General features: G+C 53.7%; 10 protein-coding genes. 3 read left to right on the top strand and 7 right to left on the bottom strand.

Annotation, left to right across the window (positions count from 1 at the left end; genetic code table 11):
- Window positions 1-180: 180 nt before the first annotated feature.
- Window positions 181-387, bottom strand: coding sequence for a hypothetical protein (locus VLX68_04750; protein ID HUI91541.1), 207 nt, complete (start codon window positions 385-387; stop codon window positions 181-183).
- Window positions 388-476: 89 nt separating this feature from the next.
- Between VLX68_04750 and VLX68_04745 the strand changes: the two genes are divergently transcribed.
- Window positions 477-4,166 (top strand): SUMF1/EgtB/PvdO family nonheme iron enzyme, encoded by a 3,690-nt coding sequence (locus VLX68_04745; GenBank protein HUI91540.1) that lies wholly within the window; start codon window positions 477-479, stop codon window positions 4,164-4,166.
- A 76-nt stretch (window positions 4,167-4,242) separates the two neighbouring features.
- On the opposite strand, the gene VLX68_04740 is transcribed toward VLX68_04745, so the two are convergent.
- The 5 genes from VLX68_04740 to VLX68_04720 form a co-directional block, all read right to left on the bottom strand.
- The gene (locus VLX68_04740; GenBank protein HUI91539.1) at window positions 4,243-5,844 is read right to left on the bottom strand and encodes a cellulase family glycosylhydrolase; all 1,602 of its coding nucleotides are present in this window, start codon (window positions 5,842-5,844) and stop codon (window positions 4,243-4,245) included.
- A gap of 714 nt (window positions 5,845-6,558) precedes the next feature.
- Window positions 6,559-6,819, bottom strand: a complete 261-nt coding sequence (locus VLX68_04735) for an SWIB/MDM2 domain-containing protein (protein HUI91538.1) — start codon at window positions 6,817-6,819, stop codon at window positions 6,559-6,561.
- 358 nt (window positions 6,820-7,177) lie between these two features.
- Window positions 7,178-8,011, bottom strand: coding sequence for a radical SAM protein (locus tag VLX68_04730; GenBank protein HUI91537.1), 834 nt, complete (start codon window positions 8,009-8,011; stop codon window positions 7,178-7,180).
- Between the two features lies 1 nt (window position 8,012).
- Complete coding sequence (locus VLX68_04725; GenBank protein HUI91536.1) at window positions 8,013-8,231, bottom strand: hypothetical protein; 219 nt, start codon at window positions 8,229-8,231, stop codon at window positions 8,013-8,015.
- A 194-nt stretch (window positions 8,232-8,425) separates the two neighbouring features.
- A complete protein-coding gene (locus VLX68_04720) occupies window positions 8,426-8,854 on the bottom strand; it encodes a prepilin-type N-terminal cleavage/methylation domain-containing protein (protein HUI91535.1) in 429 nt (142 codons plus the stop codon).
- Window positions 8,855-9,554: 700 nt separating this feature from the next.
- Between VLX68_04720 and VLX68_04715 the strand changes: the two genes are divergently transcribed.
- On the top strand, window positions 9,555-11,999 hold the full coding sequence (locus tag VLX68_04715) for a polysaccharide lyase 8 family protein (protein HUI91534.1): 2,445 nt from the start codon (window positions 9,555-9,557) through the stop codon (window positions 11,997-11,999).
- An 85-nt stretch (window positions 12,000-12,084) separates the two neighbouring features.
- On the opposite strand, the gene VLX68_04710 is transcribed toward VLX68_04715, so the two are convergent.
- Window positions 12,085-12,237 (bottom strand): hypothetical protein, encoded by a 153-nt coding sequence (locus VLX68_04710; protein ID HUI91533.1) that lies wholly within the window; start codon window positions 12,235-12,237, stop codon window positions 12,085-12,087.
- A 130-nt stretch (window positions 12,238-12,367) separates the two neighbouring features.
- Between VLX68_04710 and VLX68_04705 the strand changes: the two genes are divergently transcribed.
- Entirely contained in the window at window positions 12,368-13,909 is a 1,542-nt protein-coding gene (locus VLX68_04705; protein ID HUI91532.1) for a YifB family Mg chelatase-like AAA ATPase, read from the top strand.
- Window positions 13,910-13,987: the final 78 nt, after the last annotated feature.

Raw genomic sequence — 13,987 nt, 5'->3', positions numbered from 1 at the left:
TTAATAAAGGTTAACCTATGTTTACTAAACGATTCTCATTTTGTGATACTTCTTCTTACCTTTAACAGGCCGGTTCATTGCCTGCGACTAATTGTATGTCCTCCTTTTTCCCCACCCCCATAAAATAAAAACGGGCGAATCTCTCCGCCCGTTTTTCCATACTCTCAAACAAGAAATAACCTATTTCGCCAGCACAAAATGATGGCTGATCATCTTGTCTCCCATGGTGAACTTATACATATACACGCCGTTCACCACTTTCTTTCCCGCCATATTCGTCCTGTCCCATGTCACGGACTGCTTGCCCGCGCTCATTGAGCGGTTGACAAGGGATTCTGGAGTTTTCCGCTTATTAAAAAGATTTTTATTAATTGTGATTCGTGTCACATCCTTTTTCAATCCCTTTATTTATATTCTCTATCATCAATTGCCCTCCGCATTTTTGACAGTAGACCTTTCGCCATGGAGAAAGCCCTATGCGTACCAAATTCTCACCACTGCTCATCATCGCGGCCATTGCTCTTCCCCTTCTACTGACCTGCACAGGCCAGCAAAATCCCTTCAAGCCAAAAGATGCCAATATAACCTTGTCCCTCGAAAATTCAAGCGGGAAAACCGATACCAATAACATCATTGACACTGTTGAAAAAACAATCCATGTGGGGATGAGCAGCTACTTGCCTAATTATATCGATTCGGTAAGGCTGATCGTCGTCAAAGGTCCGGAAGATACCGAAAAGGCGATATCCTTTAATAATGTCTTTTCTTGGTCGGGCACCCAGTTTGTAGATATCGCGTTCCATTCCATCGGCGACAGAACGGTCACCGCCATCGTCTACATACAAGGAGGACAGGAAAAATCAGCAACCGCAACCATCACCATTGTCGGAAAGCCTTTTCAGCTCGCCGCCGACCCGGTCAGCACATCGGCAAACGAGAATTCGTCGGCCCTCTTTTTTGTCAAGGTTTCGGGCGCCTCCGGCCAGTCGTTCACATTTCAGTGGTTCAAGGACGGCGACATAATCAAAAATGCGACCGCCGACAGCCTTGTCGTCAATCCTGTACAGGTGGCGAGCGCGGGCCGCTACGAGTGCGTGGTCAAGGACCAGTGGGGCGATTCGGTCACGAGCGCGCCCGCGCTGCTCACCGTTGTCCAGAACCCCGCGGTCAACCATAGACCCGTGCTTGCGGTGACCGGCACCAGAAATCTGACGCCGGGCCAGACCTGCCGCCTGTATCTTTCCGCAACGGACATGGATGCCGGGCAAACGTTTGCTTATGCCCTTATTAAAGGACCCTCCGGCGGCACGTTGACCGACACGACATACGTATGGACTCCACCATCGAATTACACGGGAGCAGACACGGTGGTGTTTGCCGTGACCGACAACGGCACGCCGGCGATGTCCGATACGCAGCAGGTGGTTGTAACCGTGACCGCGCAACTGCTGCCGCCCGCCAGGGTCCAGGGGATCAAGGGGGCTTCACGGAACAACGGATATTTCGTTTTCGTCTGGTACAAGATCGGCAACGCCGATTCCTATCTTATTTACCGCTCGCCCGACAAAACCTCGTTCACCGCGCTTTCCCCTGTTTCCGATACCGCGGCGGGCGATTCCACGCACGCATCGAATTACTATTATTACGTCGTCGCTAAAAACAGCGCCGGCACTTCACCTTCAACGTCAGACACCATTTATTCCGGCGACATCAATGCAAAGCCCCAATGGAGACACAACATAATTTCCGCAGGCGTCAGGGAGGGCTCGTCCCTGGTCCTGTCGCTTGCCGACTCCTGCACCGATCCGAACGGCGATGCCGTTTCTTTTTCATTGATGCCGGGTGGCCCGGCACAAGACACCATCCTTGGCGGAACAATCTACAGCTATTCACCGGGATATTCCGATTCGGGAACATACGTTGCAAAAATCGTGGGCAGCGACGGCAGGCTTTTTGATACTTTGACTTTGAACCTCCATGTTATCAATGTGAACCGGCCCCCCGTGTTCGACACCGACAAGCCAAAGACCTCGTACGCGATCAGCGGCGGAGCGTTGCTTTCTTTCGCCGTCAGCGCGACAGACCCCGACGGCGACCAGGTGACCTGTACCGTCAAGAGCTCCACCCTGCCGCGCGCCATGCCCGCGCTGAACGCCGGCATCGTGACGTGGCAGTCCGTCATGAGCGATTCCGGGCTTTTCACCATCGTGCTTTCGGCAAAAGACGGCGTGGATTCAACGCAGATTAATGTCTCCGTCGCCGTGGGAAAGGTGAACGCGCCGCCGTCGGTCTCGATTCAGGGATTTACAAAAGGCCAGAAAGTGTATGTGCGGGAGACTGACACACTGAAGTTCACGGTGCGCGTTTCCGATCCCGATTCGGCAACCGAAAAGCTCACCCTGCGGATGAGCGACCGTTCCCCCTTTGCCTGCGGAACCGCCAATCCGTTCGACAGCACCACCGGGATGTTCCAGTTCGTCCCGTCCTATTCATGCGCGGCAAAGGACACCTTCAACATCCAGAACGTGCAGTTCATCGGATCCGACAACGGCAACCCGCCCCTTTCCGACACCTTCTCCATTTCCATAGGTGTGATCAACAAAAACCGGCCTCCGGCCATAGTTCCACTCCGCGACACGACCATTACGGAAACGCAGGCCCTGTCGCTAAAGGTCTCCGCAGCGGACCCGGACAGTAACGCCGTCACCCTTTCCGCCTCCGGCGTGCCCGCCTGGGCCGCCTTTACTCCTGCAACAGGCATTCTCGCCGGCACGCCCGCCTACGGCCAGGCCGGAAAATACACCGTTAAATTCAAGGCCGCAGACGACGGTGTTCCCCCTCTTTCCGATTCCGCAACCATTGTCATCACCGTCAGCCCGGGGCCCACAAAAGCGAATTTCACCGTAAGCGCGGCAAGCGGGGAAATTCCGCTCGCCGACAGCTTCACCAACACTTCAACTAATGCAACATCCTATTCGTGGGATTTCGGCGACGGAACCAACTCGACCGTTGCAAGCCCGGTGCATGTCTACACCGCGCCCGGCACCTACATCGTCAGGCTCCTTGCCACCGGCGCCTCAATCGATTCCATGAAAAAAGTGGTCACCGTGTCACGTCCGGCAGCGCCGACCAATGTCTCGGCGACCGCAGGCGTCTGCTGGATACGGCTGACGTGGACAAAGGGCGCAACGTCCGCATCCGACACCATCTATTACGCCGAGGGAGACACGGTGACCGAGGCAACAGGAACAAAGATAGGAAATGCAGCGTCTCCGGATACAATCAAACACTTGAAAATCGGGGTGAAATACTCGCTCGCCGTGGTGTCGTGCAACAGTAAGGGCGGGAAGTCGAATTTTGTGTATGTAAAGGCGACGACGGTGGCGCCGGGAGGGATGAAGCTGATACCGGCGGCTTATAAAACTTACCTTATGGGAGAATGGGGTGTAGCGGAGCCGGTTCATAATGTTACGTTCACGCATGATTTCTATATGGACAGCACGGAGGTCACGATTCAGGATTTTAACGCGGTCATGGCTGCATATTCCGGATTCTCGCCGAAAACCGGACTCGCCAGGCTTGCCGTTTCCGGAATTGATTACTTTGATGCCGTATTGTATTGCAATGCAAGGAGCAAACGGGATGGACTTGACACGGTGTATCGGTACGCGTCTATGTCCGGCACCCCGGGTGCCGGTTGTTTGATTTTTGGATTAAGCTGTGATTCGTTGCAGAAAAACGGGTATCACTTGCCGACAGAGGCACAGTGGGAGTATGCGGCGAGGGGCGGTACGACGACGGAAAATTATTGGACAAATCTTACGGACAATAATCCGGATGATTATGCTTGGACAACGTTTAATACTGGGAAGGTTATTCAAGCCGTCGCATTACTTAAACCAAATAATTATGGATTATATGATGTGAGCGGGAACGTAGCCGAAATGTGTAATGAAATATATATCGATCCATATCCATCGCAAGACCAGACTGATCCGGGCGTTTCTGCGCCGAGCGACTCGTCACTACGTGTTCCTGAGAGAGGTATGAGCGTTGATAACCCTCCTTTATCAATAGCATACCGTTCAGGATTAGGTTCCTTTTGGATTGATGATACCCCTTCTTCTGTGTTTGGTTTTAGAGTGTGTTTTACGTTGAAATACTGATCAATTTGAAGGTGTCTAGTCCAATAAAAAACGGGTGAACGAATCCACCCGTTTTTCTTTGTAAGGATAAAATTTATTATTTCGCAAGTACGAAGTGATGCGACAAAGTCTTTTCTCCCATGGTAAATTTATAGAGATAAACGCCGTTCACCACTTTCTTTCCCGCCATATTCGTCCTGTCCCATGTCACGGACTGCTTGCCCGCGCTCATCGAGCGGTTTATTAGGGATTTCTGGAGCTTTCCGTTCATGTCATAAATATTGAGCGTGACCGGATAGGAATACGGTAGGGTGAAGGAAATGACAACGCCAGTATGGGTAGCGGCATTCTGGGTAATGGAGAATCCCATTGGTTGCACACTTTCCATGTATGCAACAGGTACGGTGCATTTATTATTAGGATTTAATTTTAATGATGTTAACATTTCTGGAATAAAAGTAACGGTCGTACTGTCCGAATTGGTTTTTGCTGCCATATCGAGCAACGCGGCTTTTGCCACTGCAACAGTGGGCTTTGCGCCGCCGTTCCAATAAGTGATACATGCCTGGAAACCTGCGGTCGGCACTATGCTGTAAGGCTCTGTGAAATTGCTGAATTTTTTAATAGTCCACCAAGCCCAACCTACGGGCGGATTATGATTTTCAAGGTGAGTAACACACGAATCATATGAATTATATGCCGCCGTTGCACCATTTTGACCATTTTCCCCCGTCTCCCCGTGCCACATTCCGGTGTTGTATTGCGTTGCGAAACCGTCGATGCCGAAGTAAGAGCAGCACGGCGGATAGCAGTGGAATGAGTAAACAATCAACGGGTCCCACGGGGGAGTCAAATCCGTAAAATTCTGTGCGTAATTGTCACCGTCGATGAAAAGAAGCCCCTTGGTGTCTATTTTCCTTATCGAGTCGGTTACTTGGATATAGAAATTACGCAGATTCATCCGGTCAATGCCGTATTTGTTAAGCAGCGGTTCGTTCAGAAGATTGTAGCCGACGACCCAATCATTGTTCGCGTACCTCTGCACTATTTTCATCCATAAATCAATTGCCCGTGGCTGATAAATCGTCGGCTGAGTCCACAATCTCGCGGTCCCGTCTGCGTCCGCGATGTTGTCGCCGCTCTGGCCGCCGGGTGCGCCGTGCATGTCCCAGATGAGCCAGAGCTGGTACTTGGTGCACCAGTTCACGATGTTGTCGAAAAGCTGCCATCCCGAGTCATTATAGACATAGGGCGGCGAAGCAGGCTGGCCGTCGAGCGGCATCACGTTGGTTGAATTGAACGAAACGCGTACGGAATTGCAGCCCCATGCCTTCATTGAGCAGAAGTCTTTTTCAGAGACGTAATTTGCGCGGTATAAATTCCAGAATTGGTTTGCGGAAGCAGTGTCACCCCCCATGAGGTCGATGATGCTGGGTTCCATTTTATGCGGACAGTCGAAATTTGTTGATGTTGACCCTCCGCTAATTTTCCACATGTATCCTTCAAACATGAGCCAGCCGCCGAGGCCGAATCCCATGAGGGTGACGGTATTGCCGTTTTCGTCCAGCATTCTTCCGCCGGTGCCGAGGTGAAGCTGCCTTCTTCCCAGCGCGCTCGAATCCATGAACGACCCCATAACCATCATTAATGCAAGTGCGCCCATCAGCATCAATGATTTTCTTGAGCATAAATTCCTCATATGCTCTCTCCCCTTTCCTTTGGTTGTGATTTAGGTGACGTCAAATATTTATTTGATGAATTGAAGTTTAAGCGATTCACATGCATTTATTTTATGACGCCTCCCCCTCACGGCTTATAATATATGCTTATTCTACTATTTCCACAAAAGAAAATTCGAGATTTTTCTTCCTTTAAGGGAGCTTTTTCATTATATCACAAGCTGTTTTAAGCATTCTAGGGATCTAGTAAAGAATCCCCCTTATTTTTCATTCTTAAATGGTGATGTTTTCTTTTTCATCCCATCAGCGCCGAACCGCAATGCTGTTCTCTTAACGAGAGGGCGTTCGGGTTGTTCAAAGACAAGTTCGGGTTGCGGTGTTTTTATCATGATGAAGGCACAGTGACACATATCGTGTATGATAGATAACTTTCTAAAGATTTTAACTTTTACCCAAGGTCCCTTGGCAAATTTGTAAAAAAGAGAGGAGGATGTTCCGCGCCGGGGGCGAGCGGAGGTCGTGCTGGAGCGCGGTGCAGCCCGGACTCCCTCGCGAAGCGGTATGGAGCCGTGGCGGGGCCCGAGGCGTCAGCCGAGACCAGAGGGACAGTACCCCGAAGCGGTAGAACCGGTGCCGTGACCGGCAGGCGCCATGATTATTTAAATGGTAAAGAAACAAAAAAAGCCCCGACGCTTTTGCGCCGGGGCCTCCGGGCCTAACCCGACAGCTGCGGCTTAGTCAAAATGCTTTGAGACGAGCTTGGTCATCTCAAACATGCTGACGGTCTTCTTGCCGCCGAACACGACCTTGAGTTTGTCGTCGGCGTTGATGTTTCTCCTGTTCACCTTGTCCTGGAGACCGTTCCTCTTAATGTAGGCCCACAGTTTCTTGGTGATCTCGGTGCGGGGCATTGCCTTGTCGCCGATGACCGCCGCGAGCGCCGTGTCGGGTTTCATGGGCTTCATGAACGCCGGATTAGGTTTTCTTTTAGCCATCTGTAAACCTCCTTGAAAGTGGTGGTGAAGAGTGAAACCAAACCTTTGTGGCTACCATATTAATACTATTTTACGGGTAAGGTGTCAAACTTTTTAATGTTTTTTTCCCCTATGGCCTCATAGGGGAAATCGGGTTTTACCGCTGCGGCGAGCGCCGCCTCCCGGTATCGCATTTGTAAAGCTGTTCACCCGCCCGTCGCCGTAATGCCGTAACGTCAAGCCGATTTTCCCTTTTAGCAATATTTTTCATAGGGAAAGGCGATCGGCCGCGCCATGAAAAATCGGGGTCAACGGGTGCCACAACAGGATGGTATTTCTCTGAAATCGGCCACAATATCTTGTGGAAACAGGTGTTTTCTCAAAAACAGAGGGTCAGGGCCGATTCCATGGCGGACCGCGCCGCAAGCGCCCGCGAACGCCTTGCGAGCTCATCCGCATACCGGGCGGAGACCTCAGGGTCGAACAGGATTTTCCGGTATTTTTCGATCAGCGCGGGGTCGAACGAGCGCAGAAAAACGCAGAGCGAATCCCACACGCCGTACCGGATGTTGAGTTTGTCAAGATAAATCCGGTGCGGCCCGAGGCGCCCCAGTTCGGCGAACATCGCCTCAAGGTCGGAAGGGCGATCCGAAAGAAACGGCATGAGCGGGCCGAAAAAAACATGGGTCTTTATGCCGAGGCCTGCTGCCTTTTTAAGCGCCGCGATCCGCCGTGCAGGAGAGCTTGCCCCCGGTTCGATCCTGCGGGCAAGCCCCTCATCGAGGGTGGTGAGGGTCATGCCGACGTCAACACGATTTTTATGGGCCGAGAAAATGTCGAAATCACGTTCAATGAGCGCATTTTTAGTCAGAACGTCAATGGTAAAACCGTTTTCAAGGAGGATTTTTACACACTCGCGGGTTAGTTCATATTTTGCCTCAACCGGCTGCCAGCCGTCGCATACCGAGCTTACAAACACCTCTCCCGGTCTTTTTTTCTTGACCTCCCTGGCCAGAACCGCGGCCGCATTATTTTTGACATCGACAAATCCGCCCCATTTTTCCGGGTGCGGCCTGAATTTTTCCATGTACCGCGCGTAACAGTACACGCACCCATGGCCGCAGCCGCCGTAGCAGTTGAGGCTGTAATCGGAAAGTCCGGATTTGCTGAGAATTGTTTTACAAAGAATTTCGCGGACCACCGGTGCGGGCATGTCAACCTTCGGCCGAAACGATCTGCCACTCGTTGTTGCCTGGTATCTGCTTGAGGATGTACGTGTTTCCGTCATCCGCAAACACCCTGAAATAAGAGCAGCCGGGGCTGTACCACCGGTCTTCTATGGAGATGATTTCATACCGCCGGTCCTGCAGGGAAAACCGGACGGGATATTCGTCGGCCTTGTAGCCGGAAAAGGTTTCAACGGAAATGTTCATGCGCTGCGTTCATGGTCCTGAGAGAAAAATAAATCCGCGCGGGGGCGGAATAGTGCAAAGATGCATTGATTTCGAGGAACTGTGTCATCAATGGCCGGGCTTATTACCAATATGGAAATAAAAAAGCCCCGACATTATGGCCGAAAATCGTCAGGGCTTTCCGGTTTCAACAGCCGGTATTTGCTTTCTATTTGTCATTTCCAATTCGGACAATACCTCGCTAAACTGGGCGATGCCCATTTTGAATTTGTATTATCGATAGCGGCGGTATCAGACGTCGTTGTGGAACCGAAAGCGGTTCTTACCTTCCCTGTGGCGCGAAAAGACGTGGTGGTTGCAGCAGGAATCTGGTAATTGAACCATTGCGAGCTTCCCGGTACGTCAACGCAGGCGGAGTCCTTCAGGTTCGTCAATGTGGAGGCGTACGTGCCCCTATCGGTTTGATACGCCATTTCACCCGTATACACCGCGTTCAGCACCGTGGGAAATTCCGATGCCTTGGCCTTGGCCGACGCGTCCAGGAATTTGGGAATGGCAACCGCGGCAAGGATGCCGACGATAACGATAACCACCACCAGTTCAACGAGCGTAAATCCTTTGGTACTGCTACCCCTACGGAACATGAGTCCTCCTTTTTTTATACAGCAACCCTTGTAATTGTCAATATACTTTATTTATTCCTCCTTGCGCATTGAAAGACCCGCCGAATGAGGATAAGACAAACGATATGACGAAACGCGCGACGCGCAAGGACTTTACCTTAAGGAACAAGTGACAATGCGGTCACTCAAGGATTCAATTTTGAACCAGTGCCGAGATCATTTTACTATTCCGACAATAATAGTGCAACGGAATCGGTTTCATTGACAAAACGTATTTTCTTAGCTTGAAAATAATCAGGCTGTTTGGTGGAACCCGCATCATGGGTCCATGTTGGGTATTCGCGGGTAAGCGGGCCGCTTGCCCGGATCCGCTATATTATGAAAATAATAATGCCCTGCCGGTTAAAGCGAGGAGGCAACAACCGGCAAGGCTAACGAGACATTCCCATGCTACCCTGGACTTTCCCCCCAAGGCCACGGGAAATGCCATCCGTTCGATAGTAATTATAAGGCATTTAAAGGAAATTGTCGACGAAATCGATTTCGCCGTCGTTTATCTCCTTGTAAAATATCGATGATACAACTTTTTTTTTAAAACGGGGCGGAAGACTTGTCTGCACTGGTATTTTTGACAAAAACCGCAAAATGGCTTATATTCCAATCATCACCCTCATGAGCGAATCGGCCCCCGGTTGTGCCTTTCCATAAAGGAAAGAAAACCATGTCCACCCGTGCAAAAATCTTCACGTGCTGCCGCTATCCAACACTATTGATCTTGGGAATATTTTTATCCGCGGCATCCATCTCCGCCCAGGACCTCGACACGCTCACCGCGCGACTGTATGCAAGTTTCCAGGGAAGCGGGGGCTCTGCCGCGACGATCCGGCAGTGGCTGGCCTCGCTTGGGCCCGACGGCACGTGGCCCGACATCAATTACGCCGACAGCGGCCGGGCGACGTGGGCGCCCATCACGCACCTGTCGCGCATGCAGACCATGGCGCAGGCGTTTCGCAACCCCGCCCACGCGCTGCACGATTCCGCTTCTGTCAAGAACGGCTTCCTGCTCGCCTTCGACGCGTGGGTCCGGCTCGACCCGCAATCGCCCAACTGGTGGTGGAACCAGATCGGCACCCAGCTTTCGCTGGGGCCGGCCATGCTGCTCATGAAGGACCAGCTGTCGGCGGCGCAGGTCGGCAGCGGCAATATCATCATGGCGCGATCGTGGGCGGTGCATTCCACCATGACCGGCGAGAACCTTGTCTGGGTTTCCAAGATCACCGTCTGGCGCGGGTGCATCGTGGACACCGCGTCGCTCGTGACCGCCGCGGTTGACGCAATTGTCAATGAGATCAGGATCACGGTGCAATCGGCGGACAATATCCAGGAGGACTGGAGCTTTCACCAGCACGGCCCGCAGCTCTATTCGGGCGGCTACGGCATGGGATTCTCCTCCGACGCCTCCGACATGGCCCAGCTCTGCCGCGGCACCCAGTTTGCCTTCCCGCAGGACCGGCTCGACCTGCTGTCACATTATATTCTTGACGGACAGCAATGGATGCTGCGCGGCACCACCATGGATCACAGCGCGTGCGGCAGGGAGATAACGCGGCCCAACAGCCCGAACAAGAAAAGCGACTTCATCACGATCTGCGCCAGCATGACGCTTGCGACCGCGGCGCGGAGCAACGAATATGCCGCGTTTTCCGCGCGCCTTTCGGCCTGGCCGGCCCAGCCGCAAACATGGCTCTCGGGCAATCGCCATTTTTGGTGCTCCGATTACATGGCCCACCAGCGCCAAGGGTACGTGGCGTCTGTCAAGATGTGTTCGAAACGCACGCGCGGGGCGGAACTGGTCAACAGCGAAGGGCTCAAGAGCTATTACCTCGGCGACGGCGTGACGTTTTTCTACCGCACCGGGCTGGAATACTTCAATATTTTCCCGATCTGGGACTGGACAAGGCTGCCCGGCGTCACCTGCAGGCACGACACCATGCCGCCGGCCATGCCCGGGTCCTACACCGGTGCCACCGACTTCGTTGGCGGCGTGTCCAACGGGACGTTCGGTGCGGCCGCCTTGGATTATTCCCGCGACGGGCTCACCGCTAAAAAGTCCTGGTTCTTTTTTGACAAGGAGATTGTCGCGCTCGCGTCGGGGATCGCCGCCGCGTCCGGGAAACCGGTATGGACGTCGGTGAACCAGTGCTTTACAAAAGGACAGGTGACGATAGGTTCCGCCGCCGGCCGCTCGGCCCTCGGCCTCGGCGGCCGCAGGATCGGGGCCGACTCGTGGGTGCATCACGACAGCGTCGGCTACGCAATACTGGCGCCTTCCGACAGCTTGACGATTCAGAACAACCTGCAGACCGGGTCGTGGCTGGGCATCAATGCCAGCGAATCGGCCGCGGCAATAACCGACACGGTTTTCAGCCTCTGGTTCGATCACGGTACTGCGCCGGCCAACGCTTCATGCGCGTACGTGGTGATTCCGGGCATCGGCGTTGACAGCCTTGACGCGTACGTCAAAAACGGCGTTCCCTGCAAGGTGCTTGCGAACACCACGACGCTGCAGGCTGTCCGCAATGAAAGCCTCGCGGCAACCGGCATTGTCTTTTACGCTGCCGGCGGCATAAAACTTTCAGATTCTCTTACCGTTTCAGCCGGCAGTCCTTGCGCGATGTTTGTGCGGGAAACCAAGGATTCGGTTGAAATTTCCGTGTCCAACCCGGTCAACGCAGCGTGTACGGTGCTGGTATCGGTAAATGCAAGGCTGTACGGCAGCGGCGAGACGTGGAATGCGCAAACGTCAACAACCGCGATTTCATTTGTCCTCCCCGGCGGACTTGATGCGGGCAAAAGCGTGGTGACGGGGTTTGCAAGGTACCAGACCGGCGCGGGCTCTTTATTGACAAGGCAATCGATTCGAAGGGTCTCCGTTAAAACCATCCATGATGGATTGATCATTGATTTCGGGCGTCGCGTCGACCAGGCGGGCCATGGCAGGATTAGCATTTTTGACCCGTCGGGCAGGTTGATCGCCAGGATTGATCAGGACATTCGATCGGAAAGCATCATGATCAAGCCGCCCGAGAAGGCAAAGGGGATTTTATTTATCAGAATGGAATGCGATGGATTGGAACAGGCCGTGACAGTGCCGGTAGTACGGTAACAGCCGGATCGCGGCATTTTTTTCCACCAATCAACCGCGCTGCCCTTCGGCGCCATGAACGGCTCGAGGGTGACCTTTCTCCCGATCAATTGCCGGCGATCATTTCCTTGAGGCTCTTGAACACCTCCTCCACCTGCTTCATGATCTGGGCCTCGTCCCAGTCCTCGTTTTGTTTTGCGGTGAAATAAGCCTCTGTCAAGATCGCCGCGACGATTTTGTCCACCTGATTGCTGTCCATAATTTCTCCTTTTCAATTGGGTTGAATCCTGTTTTTACTTTTATCTTTCCGTATTCCCGCCCCCCAAACCATATTTCTCTTTCATATTTTACACAAAAAAAGCGGAAAAAGTAACAGGAAAAGGATTATCATGCTTGCCAAGCTCCGTTCCATGGCCGTGATGGGCATCGACGCGTATGAGATCGGCATCGAGGCCGACCTCACGGACATGATTCCGAGCTTCACCATCGTTGGCCTGCCCGACGGCGCGGTGCGGGAGAGCCGCGAGCGCGTGGCGTCCGCCATCAAAAACTGCGGGTTCGAGTACCCGGTAAAGAAAATCACCATCAACATGGCGCCTGCCGACGTGAAAAAAGAGGGCTCGGCGTTCGATCTGCCCATCGCGATCGGCCTGCTCATGGCCTCGGGACAGGCAGAGATTTCGTCGGCGCAGGACTATATCATCGCGGGAGAGCTGTCGCTCGATGGCGGTGTCAGGCACATCAAGGGCATGCTTTCGATGGCCATCTGCGCGCGCGAGCTCGGGTTCAAGGGCATGGTCGTGCCCCGCGAGTGCGCGGAGGAGGCCGCGGTCGCCGAGGGCGTGAACATTCACCCGGTGTCAACGCTCACGGAGGCGCTCGATTTTCTTTCGGGCGCAAAGGCCATTGAACCGTTTATCACCGACCTCAAGGCGCTGTTCAACACGGCGCGGAAATACAGCATCGATTTCAAGGACGTTAAGGGGCAGGAGCACATCAAGCGCGCGCTGCTCGTCGCGGCCGCCGGCGGACACAACATCATGATGATCGGCCCGCCCGGCTCGGGAAAAACCATGCTCGCGCGGAGGCTGCCAACAATTCTTCCCGACCTGTCGCTCGACGAGGCGCTCGAGACCACCAAGATCCATTCCGTGGCCGGCCTGCTTGACAAAAACACGCCGCTGGTCGCCACGCGGCCGTTCCGCTCCCCGCACCATACCGTTTCGGACGCCGGACTCATCGGCGGCGGCTCGTACCCGCGGCCCGGCGAGGTGAGCCTGAGCCATCACGGCGTCTTGTTCCTGGACGAGCTGCCGGAATTTACAAAAAACGTGCTGGAAAATTTACGGCAGCCCCTCGAGGACGGCAAGGTGACGATTTCCCGCGCGCTCACGTCGCTGTCGTACCCTGCCCGCTTCATGCTCGCCGCGGCCATGAACCCCTGCCCGTGCGGGTATTATTCCGACCCGCGGCACGACTGCTCGTGCAGGCCCGAACAGATCCAAAAGTACATGTCGAGGATTTCGGGCCCGCTCCTTGACAGAATAGACATCCACGTGGAGGTTCCGGCGCTGAGTTACGAGGAGCTTGCGGCAAAAACGCCGGGTGAAGATTCGGCAACGCTGCGGGAAAAGGTGAAGGCGGCACGCGCCGTGCAGCTCGACCGTTTTAAAGACGAAAAGAAAATCTTCTGCAACGCGCACATGGAATCAAGGCACATCCGCGCCCATTGCGGCCTCGACGCCGCGTGCGAGACGCTGCTCAAGAACGCGGTGGAGAAGCTCGGGCTCTCCGCCCGCGCCTACGACCGGATCCTCAAGGTGGCGAGAACGATAGCGGACCTTGACGGAAAGGAAACGATCGGTTCAAGTCACATCGCGGAGGGCATCCAGTACCGGAGTCTGGATAGAAAATTGTGGCTGGGAGGATAAAACAGTTGAGAGTCAAGAGCGAAGAGTTGATAAAGAGTTATAGGTAAGGTAAATTACCATTATAAAGTACTGCGGCGC

The organism is Chitinivibrionales bacterium (assembly GCA_035516255.1).
Taxonomy (GTDB): Bacteria; Fibrobacterota; Chitinivibrionia; order Chitinivibrionales; family FEN-1185; genus FEN-1185.
Note: the sequence above shows the minus strand (reverse complement) of the source record. Positions and strands in the feature narration are given on the sequence as shown.